Source organism: Xanthomonas sp. NCPPB 1067, from assembly GCF_020783795.1.
Taxonomy (GTDB): domain Bacteria; phylum Pseudomonadota; class Gammaproteobacteria; order Xanthomonadales; family Xanthomonadaceae; genus Xanthomonas; species Xanthomonas melonis.
Genome location: NZ_JAJGQG010000012.1, coordinates 69,791 through 84,808, shown reverse-complemented (window position 1 = coordinate 84,808; position 15,018 = coordinate 69,791). Strand labels below are relative to the sequence as shown.

General features: G+C 67.6%; 13 protein-coding genes. 7 read left to right on the top strand and 6 right to left on the bottom strand.

What is annotated here, in order from left to right:
• Positions 1-18 precede the first annotated feature (18 nt).
• The 4 genes from LL962_RS11270 (at position 19) to LL962_RS11255 (ending at position 4,740) form a co-directional block, all read left to right on the top strand.
• On the top strand, positions 19-228 hold the full coding sequence (locus LL962_RS11270; protein ID WP_104587690.1) for a CsbD family protein: 210 nt from the start codon (positions 19-21) through the stop codon (positions 226-228).
• A 152-nt stretch (positions 229-380) separates the two neighbouring features.
• Positions 381-1,670: a tryptophan--tRNA ligase gene (locus tag LL962_RS11265; RefSeq protein WP_228316956.1), complete on the top strand. Its 1,290-nt coding sequence runs from the start codon at positions 381-383 to the stop codon at positions 1,668-1,670.
• Positions 1,671-1,982: 312 nt separating this feature from the next.
• Entirely contained in the window at positions 1,983-2,921 is a 939-nt protein-coding gene (locus tag LL962_RS11260) for an MBL fold metallo-hydrolase (RefSeq protein ID WP_228316955.1), read from the top strand.
• A gap of 166 nt (positions 2,922-3,087) precedes the next feature.
• On the top strand, positions 3,088-4,740 hold the full coding sequence (locus tag LL962_RS11255) for a M28 family metallopeptidase (protein WP_228316954.1): 1,653 nt from the start codon (positions 3,088-3,090) through the stop codon (positions 4,738-4,740).
• Positions 4,741-4,873: 133 nt separating this feature from the next.
• On the opposite strand, the gene LL962_RS11250 is transcribed toward LL962_RS11255, so the two are convergent.
• Positions 4,874-5,263, bottom strand: coding sequence for a Rap1a/Tai family immunity protein (locus LL962_RS11250; RefSeq protein ID WP_104587686.1), 390 nt, complete (start codon positions 5,261-5,263; stop codon positions 4,874-4,876).
• Positions 5,264-5,384: 121 nt separating this feature from the next.
• Here LL962_RS11250 and yedA point away from each other — a divergent pair, with 121 nt between their 5' ends.
• The gene (gene yedA, locus LL962_RS11245) at positions 5,385-6,281 is read left to right on the top strand and encodes a drug/metabolite exporter YedA (protein WP_104587685.1); all 897 of its coding nucleotides are present in this window, start codon (positions 5,385-5,387) and stop codon (positions 6,279-6,281) included.
• The gene (gene rarD, locus LL962_RS11240) at positions 6,278-7,195 is read left to right on the top strand and encodes an EamA family transporter RarD (protein WP_228316953.1); all 918 of its coding nucleotides are present in this window, start codon (positions 6,278-6,280) and stop codon (positions 7,193-7,195) included. Before yedA ends, rarD begins: the two co-directional genes overlap by 4 nt.
• 148 nt (positions 7,196-7,343) lie before the next feature.
• Here rarD and LL962_RS11235 read toward each other — a convergent pair whose 3' ends face one another.
• From LL962_RS11235 to LL962_RS11215, 5 genes are all read right to left on the bottom strand, one after another.
• A complete protein-coding gene (locus LL962_RS11235) occupies positions 7,344-8,462 on the bottom strand; it encodes an alpha/beta hydrolase family protein (RefSeq protein WP_228316952.1) in 1,119 nt (372 codons plus the stop codon).
• A gap of 178 nt (positions 8,463-8,640) precedes the next feature.
• Positions 8,641-9,960 (bottom strand): ABC transporter permease, encoded by a 1,320-nt coding sequence (locus LL962_RS11230; protein WP_228316951.1) that lies wholly within the window; start codon positions 9,958-9,960, stop codon positions 8,641-8,643.
• A gap of 13 nt (positions 9,961-9,973) precedes the next feature.
• Complete coding sequence (locus tag LL962_RS11225) at positions 9,974-11,134, bottom strand: ABC transporter permease (RefSeq protein WP_228316950.1); 1,161 nt, start codon at positions 11,132-11,134, stop codon at positions 9,974-9,976.
• 12 nt (positions 11,135-11,146) lie between these two features.
• Positions 11,147-11,836 carry an ABC transporter ATP-binding protein gene (locus tag LL962_RS11220; RefSeq protein ID WP_104587681.1) on the bottom strand — a complete coding sequence of 230 codons (690 nt, stop codon included), beginning with the start codon at positions 11,834-11,836 and terminating at the stop codon, positions 11,147-11,149.
• A gap of 334 nt (positions 11,837-12,170) precedes the next feature.
• A complete protein-coding gene (locus tag LL962_RS11215) occupies positions 12,171-13,415 on the bottom strand; it encodes an efflux RND transporter periplasmic adaptor subunit (protein WP_228316949.1) in 1,245 nt (414 codons plus the stop codon).
• Between the two features lie 416 nt (positions 13,416-13,831).
• On the opposite strand from LL962_RS11215, the gene LL962_RS11210 reads away from it, so the two are divergent.
• On the top strand, positions 13,832-15,010 hold the full coding sequence (locus LL962_RS11210) for a sensor histidine kinase (RefSeq protein ID WP_228316948.1): 1,179 nt from the start codon (positions 13,832-13,834) through the stop codon (positions 15,008-15,010).
• The last annotated feature ends 8 nt before the right edge of the window (positions 15,011-15,018 follow it).

The following is a 15,018-nucleotide window of genomic DNA, read 5'->3' as shown; positions in this document are numbered from 1 at the left end:
ACGCAGCGGAGAACCGCAATGAACAAAGACATCATTTCCGGCAAGTGGACGCAGCTCAAGGGTCAGATGCAGGCCAAATGGGGCGACCTCACCGACGATGACTTCAAGGTTGCCGAGGGCAATGCCGAATATCTGCAGGGCAAGTTGCAGGAGCGCTACGGCTGGGACCGCGACCGTGCCCAGACCGAGGTGCGCGCCTTCGAACAATCGCTGCGCGACGACCGCTGAGTCGTCCCCTCGCTCGCCGTCAGGCCGAGCCGAGGTCAGGTGAGACGGGCCGCATTGCGGCCCGTCCTTGTTTTGGCCGGCAGCAGGCGTGGCGGCGGGTGGCACGCCGCGAAACCGTTAAACTAGTGAGCTGATTCCCTGGCTCCTTGCAGATGACCACTCGCGTTCTCACCGGTATCACCACCTCCGGCACGCCGCACCTGGGCAACTACGTCGGTGCGATCCGCCCGGCGATTCAGGCCAGTGCCGCCGCCGACGCGGAAAGCTTCTACTTTCTGGCCGATCTGCACAGCCTGATCAAGGCGCAGGACCCGGCGCGCACCCAGCGCTCGACCCTGGAAATCGCAGCGAGCTGGCTGGCGTGCGGACTGGATCCGGACAAAGTGTGGTTCTATCGCCAGTCCGATGTGCCCGAGACAACCGAGTTGATGTGGCTGCTGACCTGCGTGGCGGGCAAGGGCATCCTCAACCGCGCCCATGCCTACAAGGCGGCAGTGGACAAGAACCGCGCCGACGGTGAAGACGAGGATGCCGGCGTGACGGCGGGTCTGTTCATGTATCCGGTGCTGATGGCGGCAGACATTCTGATCTTCAACGCGCACAAGGTGCCGGTGGGGCGCGATCAGATCCAGCACATCGAAATGGCGCGCGATTTCGCCCAGCGCTTCAATCATGTCTACGGCAGCGACTTCTTCACCTTGCCGGAAGCGGCGATCGACGAGCAGGTCTCCACCTTGCCGGGCCTGGATGGCCGCAAGATGAGCAAGAGCTACGGCAATACCATTGCGCTGTTCGCTCCGCGCGAGGAGTTGCGCAAGCTGGTGTTCTCCATCCTGACCGACTCGCGTGCGCCAGGAACGCCGAAGGACACCGAAGGGTCGGCGCTGTTTCAGCTGTACCAGGCCTTCGCGACGCCGCAGGAAACGGCGGCCTTTGCGCAGGCGTTTGCCCAGGGCATCGGCTGGGGCGATGCCAAGCAGCAGCTGTTCGAACGCATCGATCAGGAGATCGCGCCGCTACGCGCGCGTTACGAGGCGCTGATGGCCGAGCCGGCGGCGATCGAGGCGATCCTGCGCGCGGGTGGCGCGCGCCTGCGCGCACGCTACGCCACGCCGCTGCTGGCACGGCTGCGCGAGGCGGTGGGCTTGCGCGACCTGTCCAGCCAGGCAGGAATTGCCGCAGCGGAGACTGGCGAAAAATTCGCCTTGCCGGTGTTCAAGCAGTACCGCGAGCGCGATGGGCAGTTCTACTTCAAGTTGAACGATGGCAGCGGCGCACTGCTGCTGCAGAGCGATGGCTTCGCCTCGCCGCGTGAGGCAGGGCAGTTGATCGCACGGCTGAAGCAGGCCGAACAGTCCAGCGATCTGCAATTGCCGGGTGTGCATGCCCAGGCCGACGCCGACGTGATTCTCGCCGCCATGCAGGCGCTGCGCCAGGCCTGATCGTGCCTCGCCTGCACGAGGCAAGGCCTTGTCGAAGAGGCATACCGTGTGCATCGGGCGTGATGCGTCAGATCGGGTCCTGCACCCGCCTGGTGCTCGAACCAGTCGAATGATCCATCCTCGTCCGGCAGTGTAGGCGCAGCATGCGTTGCCGCAGCAGCGTCCACCTGCCTGACGCCTGGCGAGCGTGGTTGTCGCGGAGTCGACGGCGTGGGATGCGTCTTCCGGCCGGCTGGCTGGGCTGTTCGCAGGCGTGGCCGGCCGATGATGGTAGGGTCGTGTCGTCACTCGTGGGGCAAGCACGGAGCGGTCATGGCAGCATCGGTCGATAGCAGCATCCACACCATCGATACCGGTTTCGGCGGTGCACAGTTCGATGCGGCGTATCTGATCGTGGAGGCGCAACGCGCTGCCTTCATCGACTGCGGTACCTCGCTGTCGGTGCCGCACATGCTGGCGGCGCTGGAGGTCGCCGGGCTGACGCCGGCGCAGGTGGACTGGTTGATCCTGACCCATGTGCACCTGGATCACGCTGGCGGCGCCGGTGCCTTGCTGCAGCAGCTGCCCAATGCGCGCGTACTGGTGCATCCGCGGGGTGCGCCGCACATGATCGACCCTACGCGGCTGATCGCCGGCGCCACGGCGGTGTATGGGCAGGAAGAAATGGCGCGCAGCTATGGCCGGATCGTGCCGGTGCCGGCCGAGCGGGTGGTGGAGGCCGCCGACGGGCAGGTGGTGCTGCTCGGCGAGCGTGGGTTGCGCACCGTGGATACGCCCGGCCATGCGCGGCATCATCTGTGCGTGTGGGACGCGCGCAGCCGCAGCTGGTTCACCGGCGATACCTTCGGTCTGTCGTATCGCCAGCTCGACAGTGAGCAGGGCGCCTTTATCCTGCCGACCTCCTCGCCGGTGCAGTTCGAACCCGAGGCGATGCTGCAGTCGATCGCACGCCTGATGGAGGCCGGGCCGCAGGCGATGTATCTCACCCACTATGGACGGGTCGCGCCGCCGGCGCGCCTGGCGCAGGCGCTGGCGCAGCAGATCCATGCGATGACCGAGATCGCGTTGGGTTGCGCGGCACGCGCGGACCGTCACCGCTGCATGGTGGCGGCATTGACCGCGCTGTATCTGGAACGCGCGCGCCAGCACGGTTGCAGGCTGGACGATGCGGCCGTGGCACGCCTGCTGGCCACCGATATCGAGCTCAATGCACAGGGATTGGGGTGCTGGCTGGATCGTGCAGCGCGCTGAGGTTTGCGCTGCGCAGATTTCGGACGACCAACGCGTAACAGGCCGATGCCGATGCGACGCGGGGCCGCGCCGCTGGCGGCTGGCGCGTCGTTGCAATGACCGCTCTCGGGCGCGCGCTTGTAAACTGTCTGTCATCCATCCGTTGCAAGGCCTTCCCGTGAATCCGATGCGTATCCTGCTGCTGTCCGCCTGCCTGTTCGTCGGAGGTGTGGCGCAGGCCGCCAACGATCTGCCCGGTGGCGGCATCGATGCCGAGGCGCTGTCGCGGCACGTGCGCCTGCTGGCATCGGACGACTTCGAAGGCCGCGCGCCGGCCAGTGCCGGAGAGCAACGAACGGTCGATTATCTGGTCGAGCAGTTCAAGGCGGCGGGGTTGCAGCCCGGCGGCGAGCAGGGTGGCTGGACGCAGGCGGTGCCGCTGGTGCGCGCGCAGGTGGACGGCCCGGTGCGTGCCAGCCTGCGCGTGGGCGGCAAGACCCAGACCCTGGTCAACGGCACCGATGTGACCTTGCAGAGCCTGCGTCCGCAGGCCGCAGTGGCGCTGAAGCGTGCGCCGCTGGTGTTCGTGGGCTACGGCATCAGCGCGCCGGAGCGGCAGTGGGACGACTACAAGGGCGTGGATCTGCGCGGCAAGATTGCGGTGGTGCTGATCAACGATGCCGACTTCGAGAGCGCGCAGCCGGGTGCGTTCGATGGCAAGGCGGTGACCTATTACGGCCGCTGGACCTACAAGTACGAAGAAGCCGCGCGGCGCGGCGCGGCGGGCGTGCTGATCGTGCACGAAACGGCGCCGGCCGCATACGGCTGGGCCACGGTGCAGAGCTCGGGCCTGTCGCCGCTGTTCGATATCGAGCGCAGCGATGCCGATGCCCGCGCGCAACATGTCCAGGTGCGCGGCTGGATGCAGCGCGCCTTGGCGCAATCGCTGTTCAAGCAGGCCGGGCTGGACTTCGAACAGGCCAAGGCGCGTGCGCAGCAACGCGACTTCGCGCCGATGGCGTTGGGCGATGCGGCCTTGTCGGTGGACTTCAAGCTCAAGCGCGAGCGCGTGGTCACCCATAACGTGGTGGCCAAGCTCACCGGTAGCCAGCATCCGGACGAAACGGTGATCTTCTCCGCGCATTGGGACGCGTTCGGCATCGGCAAGGCCGATGCCACCGGCGATACGCTACGGCGCGGTGCGGTGGACAACGCCACCGGCGTGGCCAGCGTGCTGGAACTGGCACGCGTGTTCGCCGCTGGCCCCAAGCCGCAGCGCACGCTGTACTTCATCGCGCTGACCGCCGAAGAAAAGGGCCTGCTCGGCGCCAGCTACTACGCCGCCCATCCGCTGGCGCCGTTGGACAAGACGGTGGCGGTGCTCAACATGGAGATGTTCGGCCCCGATGGTCCCACCCGCGACATCGCCTCGTGGGGACGCGGACGGGTGTCGCTGGAAGGCGATCTGGAAGCGGCCGCCAAGGCGCGCGGCCGCACGTATTCGCCGGATCCGAATCTGGAAGCGGGCTTCTTCTACCGCGCCGACCATTTCGCCTTCGCGCGCATGGGCGTGCCGGCGATCACCGCCGGCCCGGGCCTGGACATGCTCGAAGGCGGCATCGAGAAGGGCAAGGCGCTGCGCGAGAAGTACTTCGCCGATTGCTATCACCAGCCCTGCGATCGCTGGACCCCGCAATGGGACGCCACCGGGCATGCGGCCGATACCACGCTCGTCTACGACGTAGGCGCGGCGCTGGCCAATGGCCGGCAGTGGCCGAGTTGGCAGGATGGTTCCGAATTCAAGGCGATCCGTGCGCGCAGCGACGCGGCACGCAGGTAAGGCCTGACGGCTCGGGGCCCGGGGCCGATCGCTTTCGGACCTGTATGCATACATCGCGTCGGCCTCGATGCCAGGGGAGCAGTGGCTCCGGGCCTGTTGTAGCGGGATCGGTGCTCGCCTTCGTTCCAGCGTTCTAGTTGCGGCACGGATAGCGTTTGGCCAGGACCTGGACGATCAGCCCAGGCGCCGGCTCGTCCAGGCGTGTGTCCGGCAGCGCGGCTAGATCGGCCAGGATCGCGCGCAGATCCGGCGGGCCGACCTTGCCCGCCGGCAGGCACCACTGCGTGCGATAGCTGGCGCTGGCCACGCCCAGCAGGTAGGCGCCGGCGCGGCTGGCCGAGACCATGACCTTGAGCTCGGGCTGGTCGGGTGCGTCGATCTCCGGCGCCAGCGAGCCGTCCAGCCCGGCATCGAGCAGCGCATGGCCGGTGAGCTCCCAGGGCTCGGGTGCGCGTGCGGCGACTGCGGTGGTGGAGAACAGGCCAAGGGCGAGCAGGGCCAGCCAGGGGATACGAGGCTGCATGGAGATTCCATGGTGAAGAGAGTCGCCGCGACGATAGCGCGCGCAACGTGCACTGCCTGTAAGGCGTGGGCGCGTGCAGGTGATCTAGAATTGAAGCTTCCGCTGCCGTTGACGCTTCCCCATGTCTTCCTCTCACGACGCTGCCGCGCCTGCGCGCAGCGGATTGGTCGTTGTTGCATTGTTGCTGGTCTACGTGGTCTGGGGCTCGACCTATCTGGCGATCCGGTTCGCGCTGGAGGGCGGTGCGCAGCCGCTGACGATGGTATCGGGTGCGCGCTTCATCGTCGCCGGTAGCGTGCTCTACGGCGTGCTGCGTTGGCGCGGGGTGGCGGCGCCGACGCGCGCGCAATGGAAGAACGTGGCCCTGATGGGCGCGGCGCTGTTGCTGCTGGGCAACGGCATGGTGGTGCTGGCCGAGCGCAGCGTGTCCTCGGGCCTGGCCGCCACCGCAGTGGCGTCGGTGCCGCTGTGGATGGCCTTGTTCGGCGCCTTGCGCGGGCAGCATGCCAGCGGCGGCGAATGGCTGGGCATCGTGATCGGATTTGTGGGGGTGGTGTGGCTCAATGCCGGCAGCAGCCTCACCGCCACGCCGGGCGGATTGGTGTTGTTGCTGATCGCCCCGATCGGCTGGGCATTCGGCTCGGTGTGGTCGCGTGGGCGCGATCTGCCGTCGCCCTTCATGACTGCGGCCGGGCAGATGCTGTGTGGCGGCGTGTTGCTGGTGAGCGCCGGCCTGCTGATCGGCGAGCGCCCGCGTGCATGGCCGACACCGCACGGGCTGATCGCCGTGGCGTATCTGTGCGTGTTCGGCTCGATCGTGGCGTTCACCGCCTATGTGTGGCTGTTACACCATGTCCGGCCGGCGTTGGCCGGCAGCTACGCCTACGTCAATCCGGTGATTGCAGTGGCGTTGGGCGCGTGGCTGGGACATGAGCGTTTCACCGCGCACGATATCGGCGCGATGGCGGTGATCCTGGCGGGCGTGCTGGTGGTCACCCTGGCCAGGGCGCGGCGATGAGTACACCGAATCCGGTGTCGCCAGCCGAAGCGCGCCGTGGCTTGTTGATCACCGCCTCCGCGTTCGTGCTGTGGGGCGTGGTGCCGGTGTACTGGCATCTGCTCAAGGCGGTGCCCTCGCTGCAGATCATTGCGCACCGCATCGTGTGGAGCGCGGTGCTGGTGGTGGCGTGGCTGCTGGCGACCTCGGGCCTGCGCTGGTGGCGCACGATTGCCGCGCAACCACGCGCGCTGCGGATGCTGGCCGCCAGCAGCGTGGCGATCGCATTCAACTGGGGCCTGTACATCTGGGCGATCAACGCCGGTCATGTGATCGAAGCCAGCCTGGGCTATTTCATCAACCCGTTGCTGAGTGTGTTGCTGGGCGTACTGGTGCTCAAGGAGCGCCTGCGCGGCATCCAATGGGTGGCGGTGGCGTGCGCGGCAGTGGGCGTGCTGTGGCTGACCCTCGATGCCGGTGCGCCGCCATGGATCGCGCTGGGCCTGGCCGCCTCGTTCGGTATCTATGGCTTGCTGCGCAAACTGGTGGCGGTGGATCCGGTGGCCGGCCTGGGCGTGGAAAGCGTGTATCTGTTCGTGCCGGCGTTGCTGCTGGCAGGTTGGGGCGAGTACGGGCATGGCGGCGGGTTCTTCAGCGGCTGGAGCCTGCGCACCGATCTGCTGCTGATCTTCGGTGGCGTGGTCAGTGCACTGCCCTTGATCGGATTTGCCTACGGCGTGCGGCGCATTCCGTTGTCGCTGGTGGGGATCCTGCAGTACATCGCGCCCAGCCTGCAGTTGTTGCTGGGGGTATGGTTCTTCCACGAACCGTTCGACCAGGCGCGGGCCATCGGCTTCGCCGCGATCTGGCTGGGTCTGTTGTTATTCGTCGGCGACAGCGTGCTGCATGCACGGCGGACCGCGTCGCCGCACTGAGCCGGCGAGGTGCGGGCGTTGCGGCCAGCGGCGCACCTGGCAGCCTCCTGCGATCTGGTGAGCAGGCATTGCGCGCTGCGGCTTGTCGCGCTTTGCCATGCGCGCAGCAACGCCGCGGCGCAAGCGTGGCCACCCACACGCCGCACGATCAGCTGCGCGCCGGCAATGTGGCCGCGGTGCTCACCGCCAGGGTGGGTGCCGGCAGTGGCTGCGGTGCGGGGCAATGGCCGGGCTCCTGCCGGGTTTGCGCCAGCCAGCGATCGATCGGCTCGCCCAGCAGGTCCAGCCGCAGCGGCAGGCTCAGATGGTCCTCGCCCGCCAGTTCCAGGTAGTGCGCACGCGCGCTGGCGGTTGCCAGTGCCCGCCCATGCCCCACCGGGATATGCCGATCGGCGTCGCCATGCAACAGCAGTACGCAGCTGCGTGTGCGCGCCAGGGCCCGTGCGACGTCGACCTGATCCAGATCCAGCGCGAGCTGCGCGTCGGCGGCGGCGATCACCGCGTCGATGTTCTGGTCGGCGTAGCGCCAGCGCGCGTACGCCGCGACCGCCTGCCCGCGCCAGCCGCTGGGCCGGCTGGCCAGCAGGTGCGGCACCATGTCGCGGATGCCGCGCCCGGCATTGGCGAAGGATTCCATCGCCACCACGCCGGCGACGCGATCCCCCAGTTTGTCGGCGGTGAACAGCGCGGTGGCCGCGCCGTAGGAGATCCCGAACAGATACAGCGGCCCCTGGACTTCGCCCTGCGGCCGCAGCGCGGCCAGCACATCGATCACGTCGTCGGATTCGCGCGTGCCGTAGCCCGCGGGTCCGCCACCGGAATGGCCGTGGTTGCGCAGATCGACGGTGATCACGCGGTAGCCGGCTTGCGCCAGCTGCAGCGACCAGGGCAGCAGCGAATCGCCATCCATCATCCAGCCGTGCAGGAGGACGATGGTGCCGCGCGGCGGCGCTGGCGTGGCGGTGGGAACGCTGAAGCTGAAGTCCACATCCAGCGCGTGCGCCGGGTCGTGGCGCTGGCCCAGGTAGCGGTAGTGCATGGCGTACTGACCGGGATCGATGGCGCGCCAGAAGATCGGCACCCGGTCGCGCGTGACCACATGGCCACTGCGGTTGGGCACCGTGGCGATGGCGGCGGCGATGCGCTCTTCGTCCAGCAACGGCGACACACCGCCGGGCGCGACCAGACGCTCGCTGAGCGAGGTGGAGGACGAAGAGCAGCCGGCCAGCCACAGGCAGGCGCAGGCCAGCAGGAGCAGGCGCGTCATGGCGATACGTCAACGGAGCAAACGGCCGGGCAGACTACGGCCTGCCCGATCCGCGCATCTACCGCACTGCGGTGACAAAACCATGACAGCCTGCAATACGTTCAGCCGCAGCAGCGTTTGCTCCGCTGTGGCTGTCACGAATCCCCAATCTCCAATCCCGGGCGGGCCAAGGCCCGCCTTACACCTCGCGCAGGGCAGTGGTGATCGGCAGCCGTGCCGCCCGCAACGCCGGGAACAGTCCACCGACCAGGCCGATGCCCAGCGCCCATTTCAGACCGCTCCACAGCAGCTCCGGCGACACCTTGAACTGGAACACCACCTGGCTGAAGTTGTTGCCCAGCGTTGACACGGTGTAGCCGTTGAACACCGCCCAGGCGATCAGCCCGCCCAGCAACCCGCCCAGCAGCGCCAGCAGCATGGTTTCCAGCATCAGCGCCATGATCACCGGCGTGCCACGGAAGCCGATCGCGCGCATCGTGGCGATCTCGCGCGCGCGCGTGGCCACTGCTGCATACATGGTGTTGAGCGCGCCGAACACCGCGCCCACCGCCATGATCGCGCCGATCACCGTGCCCAGGATGCTGATCAACCTGTTCAAGCCGCCACCCTGCTTGCCGTAGTACGCGCGGGTGGTCTCCACGTCCAGCTTGAGCCGTGGATCGGCGGCCATGGCGGCCTTGAACTGCGCGAAGCCGGGCTTGCCGGTGGTGCGCACGTTGATCGACTGGTAGGCACTGCGGTTGTAGGCGGTGGCCAGGGTCTGCGCATCGGTCCACAGCTCCGAATCGTGCGCATCGCCGGAGGCGAAGACGCCTACCACGGTCCACTGCTGGTTGCCGAGGGTGAGCGTCTTGCCCAGCTCCAGGCCACGGAACTGGTTCAGCGCGCCCTTGCCGACCACCAGTTCGCGCAAGCCCGTGTTGAAGCGGCGGCCCTGCACGATCTTGACCTTCTGGTGCACCGCCCAGGCCTGCTCGCCCACGCCACGCAACTGTGCGTTGACGTCGGTGCCATCGGAGCGCGACGCGATGTTGACCACCTGCGACAGTTCCGGCGATACCAGCGGGCGCCCGTTGGCATCGCTGGCGATACCGGGCAGGGCGCCGATCAGCGGCACCAGGTCGCGGGTGATCACCGAGTTGGTCTCCGCCTGCGAGCCGCCGCGCAAGACAATCGCGGTGGTGTCGTCGCCGGTGCTGTTGAGCGTGGCCTGGAAGCCCTGGCCCATCGCCAGCATCGCCACCAGCACGCCGACCACGCCGGCGATGCCGACCACGATCACCGAGGTGGAGCCCCAGCGCTGCGGCAGGCTGGCGATCCCGATGCGCGCTGCGGCCAGCGACAGGCGGCCGCTGCGCGTGGCCACCAGCCATAGCGCCAGTGCCACCGCGATCGCCAGTACGCCGATCCACGGCAACGCGATCCAGATTCCCAGCCCGACTGCCAGCAGCACCACCGACAGCAGGTTCGCACCACGATTCTTCCATTTGCGTTGCATCTGCGTGCTCCTGTCAGCGGCCGGCGAGGGCATCGACGATCTTCAAGCGCTGCGCGCGTAATGCCGGCAGCACACCTACCACCAGGCCGATCCCGACCATCAGGCACAGCGCCACCAGCCAGGTCTGCAGTGGCACGCTCTGGGTCGGCATCAGGCCGCCGCTGCGCGCGGACACCGCCGGGATCACCAGTGCCGCCAGGCCCATGCCGATCACGCCGCCCAGGCCGATCAGCAGCACCGATTCGAACATCACCAGGCTCAGTATCGTGCGGTCCTGGAAGCCCAGCGTCTTGAGCGTGGCCAGTTCCGGAATACGCTCGCGTACCGCCTGCGCCATGGTGTTGCCGGTCAGCAGCAACAAGGTGAAGAACACCGCCGCCATGATCGAGGTGACGATCAGGCCGATATCGGCGAACTGCTTGACGAAGGCCTGCTGGAACGCCGATTCGGTCTGCGACTTGGTTTCGTGATCCGAATTGGCCGACAGTGCGTCGATGGCCTGCGCCACGCGCGAGGCCTGGTCGGGATCGCTCAGCGTCACCGTCAGCCAGCTCACCTGGTTCTTGATGTAGTCGTTGGACTCATCGAAGTATTTCCAGTTCATCATCAACTGGCGTTCCTGGTTGGCCGCCACCGTGCGGTCCTTCATGCGGAAGATGCCGACCAGCTGCAACGGCCAGTCGTTACTGCCACCGCGCGGGAAGATGGTGGCCTGCAGCGGGATGGTGTCGCCGATCTTCCAGCCGAATTGCTTGGCCAGGGTTTCGCCCACCACTGCGCCGGTGCGCGTGGTCTGGAAGGCCTTGAGCTGGTCCTTGGGCAACTCGTACTCGCTGTAGACGTCGAAGAAGTTCGGCGCCACCGAGAAATTCGGGAAGAAGTTTTTCGGATCGCGATAGATGCCGCCGAACCACATTGCCGAGGTCACATCGCGTACGCCCGGCACGCGGCGCACCTGCTCTTCCAGGCGGATCGGCAGCGATTGGGTGATCGACAGCCGCGAGGCCACCACCAGCCGGTTCACCCCGCTGACGCTGCCGCCGGAAGTAAAGGCCACGCGCACCGAATCCAGCATGCCGAACAGCAGGAATGCCGCCACCACCGACAACAAGGTCAGCAGCGTGCGCGTCTTGCTGCGGAACAGCTGCGCCCACACCAGCGAGAGATACTTCATGGCAGCGCTCCTTCAGAGCACGAGCGGCGCATCGGCCAGCTCGCCCTTGTCCAGATGGATGGTGTGCGTGGCGTACTCGGCGGCCTTGGGATCGTGGGTCACCATGACGATGGTCTTGCCGTGTTCGCGGTTGAGTTCCTGCAGCAGGCGCAGGATTTCCTCGGCATTCTGGCGATCCAGATCGCCGGTGGGTTCGTCGCAGATCAGGAACGTCGGGTCCGACACGATGGCGCGTGCGATGGCAACGCGCTGCTGCTGACCACCGGACAGCTCGCTGGGCTTGTGGTTGCGACGTTCCTGCAGGCCGACCAGGGTGAGCGCGATCTCCGCATTGCGCTTGCGTTGCGCGGCATTGAGCGAGGTCAATAGCAGCGGCAGCTCCACATTCTTCTGTGCGGTGAGCATCGGCATCAGGTTGTAGAACTGGAACACGAAGCCCACATGGTGGCTGCGCCAGGTGGCGAGCTGGCCGCCGCTCATGCGGTCGATGCGCTCGCCCTCGATTTCGATTTCGCCACCGCTCGGGCTGTCCAGGCCGCCGATCAGATTGAGCAAGGTGGTCTTGCCCGAACCGGAGGGTCCCATCAGGGCCACGAAATCGCCGCTGGCGATCTCCAGATCGATCCCGTGCAACACCTGCACCTGCTCGGGGCCGCGTTGGTAGGTCTTGGTGATGTTGCGCAAGCTGACGAGAGCGGTCATGGCGAGTCCTGGCGAGCGAGAGAAGGAGAGGCACGGACGGTACGGCGACTGCATGAGCGGTGATGCGAATGCACGAGCGGTGTCGCAATGTGTCGAGGCGATGGAGGCGGCTCACCCGCGATCGAGGCTTCCAGGGTCGATCATCGATTGCGCAACGCTCCCGAACGAACGCTGCTTCGGTAGGGTGCCCGGCCAGACCCGGATCCAGCGCAGCGCTGTTCCCGTCGCAAGGACCGAGCACGGTCTTTCAGTGGTTCATCCATTCGTTGCTGCAGCGACGACGCATGCTCACGTCGCGAGCGCGGTGTGCTGCGCGCTGCCGCTAGGCCGTGCATCATTCGGTCGCGTCCGGTTGCGCGTCGCTCACCGTGTCGCCGTCCTTCAACGCCTGCGGCGGACTCAGCACCACGCTGTCGCCCGCGGCCAATCCGGAGAGCACCTGGCGGTCGTCGCCCATCGCCATGCCGGGGGTGACGGTCCTGGCGGCGACCCGATTCTGCTCGCCGACCACGAACGCCATGGTGCTGCCACCGCGTTCGACCAGCGCAGCAGCCGGCACGCGCACGCCCTGAGGCTTGGCGGCTTGCTGCGGTTTGGCCTGTTCGAGGAAGCTCACCCGTACGCCCATCTCCGGCACGATGCGCGCGTCCTTGACCTTGAAGGCCACCCGCACCTTCACCGTGGCCTTGCCGCGGTCGGCGGTGGGAATGATGGCGATCACCTCGCCGGGGATCTTCCAGTCCGGATAGGCATTGAGCACCGCTTCCACCGGCATCTTCGGCTGCACGCGGCCGATGTACGACTCGCCCACTTCCACTTCGATCTCCAGCGAGTCCATGTCCACGATGGTGCCGATGCCGGTGCGGGTGAAGCCGCCACCAGCAGACAGCGGAGAGACGATCTCGCCCGGCTGCGCGGCCTTGGCCGTCACCACGCCGGCGAACGGTGCACGCACCACATTGAAGTCCGAACGGATCCCGGCGATGGCCAGCTGATCGGCGGCCACCTTCACATTACGCTGTGCGTTCTGCAATTGCGCGCGCAGGGCGTCGCGCTGCGCGGCGGCCTGTTCGTACTGCGAGCGCGAGACCAGCTGCGCGCCCACCAGCGACTGCAGGCGCGTGGCATCGGCATTGGCCACGGTCAGCTGCGCCTGCATGTTGTCGACCTGGCTGCGCGCGGCCGACAGCTGCGAGGCCGACAGCGTGCGCTGCGCATCGGCATCCAGCGGGTCGAGGGTGGCCATCACCTGGCCTTCTTCCACCCGCATGCCTTCTTCGATCATCACCTGGCGCACCTTGCCGGTGACCTGGGCCGATACCGTGGCCATGCGCCGTGCCACCACGTAGCCGGACGCATCCAGCACCGAGGCACTGCTGCTGCCGGCGCTGATCGCCACCACCGGCGCGGTCTGTACCTTCAGCACCGGTGTACGGGTGAACCACCATGCCGCCGCTGCCAGCAGCAGGACGAGGACGATGGCGGCGATGATCCAGCCGGTACGTCGCGCAGGCGGCGGTGCGGCGGGGCGCTGGCGGTCGATGCGGAGTTGCTTGAGCAGATCGGCGGATGTGTTCATCGATGACCAGGACAGAGGGCTGCGCAGAATGTGACCGCCCGCAACGCGCGCCGCAAGCTGCCGGAAGTCACCAGCCGCAACGCGACGACAAATGGTCGGGACGATCGTCGCCGCGGCCGGACGCTGTGCAGCATGCGGCCGGACCCCTGCGCCCGCCAGTGACAGCTGTCATCCGCACGCCGTGACAGGCGCGACTGTGCGCGGCTGGCCTGGCCGCTCAGGCTTGTGGTGCCGCATCACCGCTGGATCTTTCCATGCACCGACCCGACCTGGATGAAAGGCACACCCGGTGGCCCCGCACTGTTCGGACGCTGGACGGGAGCGCAACCTCCGGGGACACCACCGCCCGTGCACCGGCACGTGCCCAGGCGGACGCGGCAGTGGCAGAATCGGCCGCTCGACAGGGATTCATTCCGATGCATGCAAGGCTCCCGGCCTGGCTTCGTCCGGCCGCCGATTCGCAAGTGGCCGCGCGCCTGGCGCAGGGCCAGTCGCCGTGGATGGACTGCGTGCACCTGCTGTGGTCGGCCTGGGTGTTCGTGGTGCCGGTGTTTTCGCCGCGCGGCTACGATGCGACCTGGCTGTGGTGCACGGCGCTGTCGTATCCGCTGTTCCTGCTGCTGTACGCCCGCATGCTGCTGGCGCCGCGCGGCACCTCGCATCGCTATGCCCTGGCGATGGGGGGACTCAGTGCCGTGCTGCTGCCGGTGTACGCCTCGGGCATCAGTTACTTCGTGTTCTCCTGCCTGAGCCTGCGCCCTTCCGCGCGGCATGGGTTGTGGCGGCATTTCGCGATCCTGCTACTGATGAATGCGCTGTACCTGGCCTGGGCGCGCTGGCTCGGGCTGGGTTGGCAGGCGCTGGTGTGGTTGCCGGTGTCGGTGCTGGGCATGGCCGCGGTCGGCGCGGTGTACAGCATCAACGAGCGTAAGGATGCGCTGCTGCGCTTATCGCAGGACGAGGTGCGCCGGCTGGCGGCCACCGCCGAGCGCGAACGCATCGGCCGCGATCTGCACGACCTGCTCGGCCACACCTTGTCGCTGGTGGCACTCAAATCCGATCTGGCCGCGCGGCTGATCGAGCGCGACCCACAGGCGGCGCGCGGCGAGATCGATGCGGTGGCGCAGATCTCGCGCGACGCGCTGGCGCAGGTACGCCGTGCCGTCACCGGCATCCGCGCCGCCGGGCTGGTGGCCGAATTGGCGTCCGCACGCGTGCTGTTGGACATCGACGGGATCGTGCTCGACGACCGGCTGGAGGTGCTGCCGCTGCCGTCCGAGCACGAGACCGCATTGGCACTGGTGGTGCGCGAGGCGGCGACCAATGTGCAGCGCCATGCGCAGGCCAAGCGCGTCCGCGTCAGCCTGCGTGCCGATGGTGCGCAGGCGCTGCTGGAAATCACCGACGATGGGCGCGGCGGAGTCATCGTGCCCGGCAACGGCCTGGACGGCATGCGCGCGCGCCTGCAGGCCCTGGGAGGCGGGCTGGAGGTGGAGGCGTTGCCACGTGGCATGCGTCTGCGCGCACGGGTGCCATTGCCGCCTTCGGTGTGCGCGCCGGTCGACGCGTCGCAGCCGGCCCCACTGCTGCCGTAACGCGCCGT

What these genes read in the sequence shown, in the direction of transcription:
- LL962_RS11270 (WP_104587690.1), top strand. Translation starts at nt 19, where the DNA reads ATGAACAAAGACATCATTTCCGGCAAGTGGACGCAGCTCAAGGGTCAG.
- LL962_RS11265 (WP_228316956.1), top strand. Translation starts at nt 381, where the DNA reads ATGACCACTCGCGTTCTCACCGGTATCACCACCTCCGGCACGCCGCAC.
- LL962_RS11260 (WP_228316955.1), top strand. Translation starts at nt 1,983, where the DNA reads ATGGCAGCATCGGTCGATAGCAGCATCCACACCATCGATACCGGTTTC.
- LL962_RS11255 (WP_228316954.1), top strand. Translation starts at nt 3,088, where the DNA reads ATGCGTATCCTGCTGCTGTCCGCCTGCCTGTTCGTCGGAGGTGTGGCG.
- LL962_RS11250 (WP_104587686.1), bottom strand. Translation starts at nt 5,263, where the DNA reads ATGCAGCCTCGTATCCCCTGGCTGGCCCTGCTCGCCCTTGGCCTGTTC.
- yedA (WP_104587685.1), top strand. Translation starts at nt 5,385, where the DNA reads ATGTCTTCCTCTCACGACGCTGCCGCGCCTGCGCGCAGCGGATTGGTC.
- rarD (WP_228316953.1), top strand. Translation starts at nt 6,278, where the DNA reads ATGAGTACACCGAATCCGGTGTCGCCAGCCGAAGCGCGCCGTGGCTTG.
- LL962_RS11235 (WP_228316952.1), bottom strand. Translation starts at nt 8,462, where the DNA reads ATGACGCGCCTGCTCCTGCTGGCCTGCGCCTGCCTGTGGCTGGCCGGC.
- LL962_RS11230 (WP_228316951.1), bottom strand. Translation starts at nt 9,960, where the DNA reads ATGCAACGCAAATGGAAGAATCGTGGTGCGAACCTGCTGTCGGTGGTG.
- LL962_RS11225 (WP_228316950.1), bottom strand. Translation starts at nt 11,134, where the DNA reads ATGAAGTATCTCTCGCTGGTGTGGGCGCAGCTGTTCCGCAGCAAGACG.
- LL962_RS11220 (WP_104587681.1), bottom strand. Translation starts at nt 11,836, where the DNA reads ATGACCGCTCTCGTCAGCTTGCGCAACATCACCAAGACCTACCAACGC.
- LL962_RS11215 (WP_228316949.1), bottom strand. Translation starts at nt 13,415, where the DNA reads ATGAACACATCCGCCGATCTGCTCAAGCAACTCCGCATCGACCGCCAG.
- LL962_RS11210 (WP_228316948.1), top strand. Translation starts at nt 13,832, where the DNA reads ATGCATGCAAGGCTCCCGGCCTGGCTTCGTCCGGCCGCCGATTCGCAA.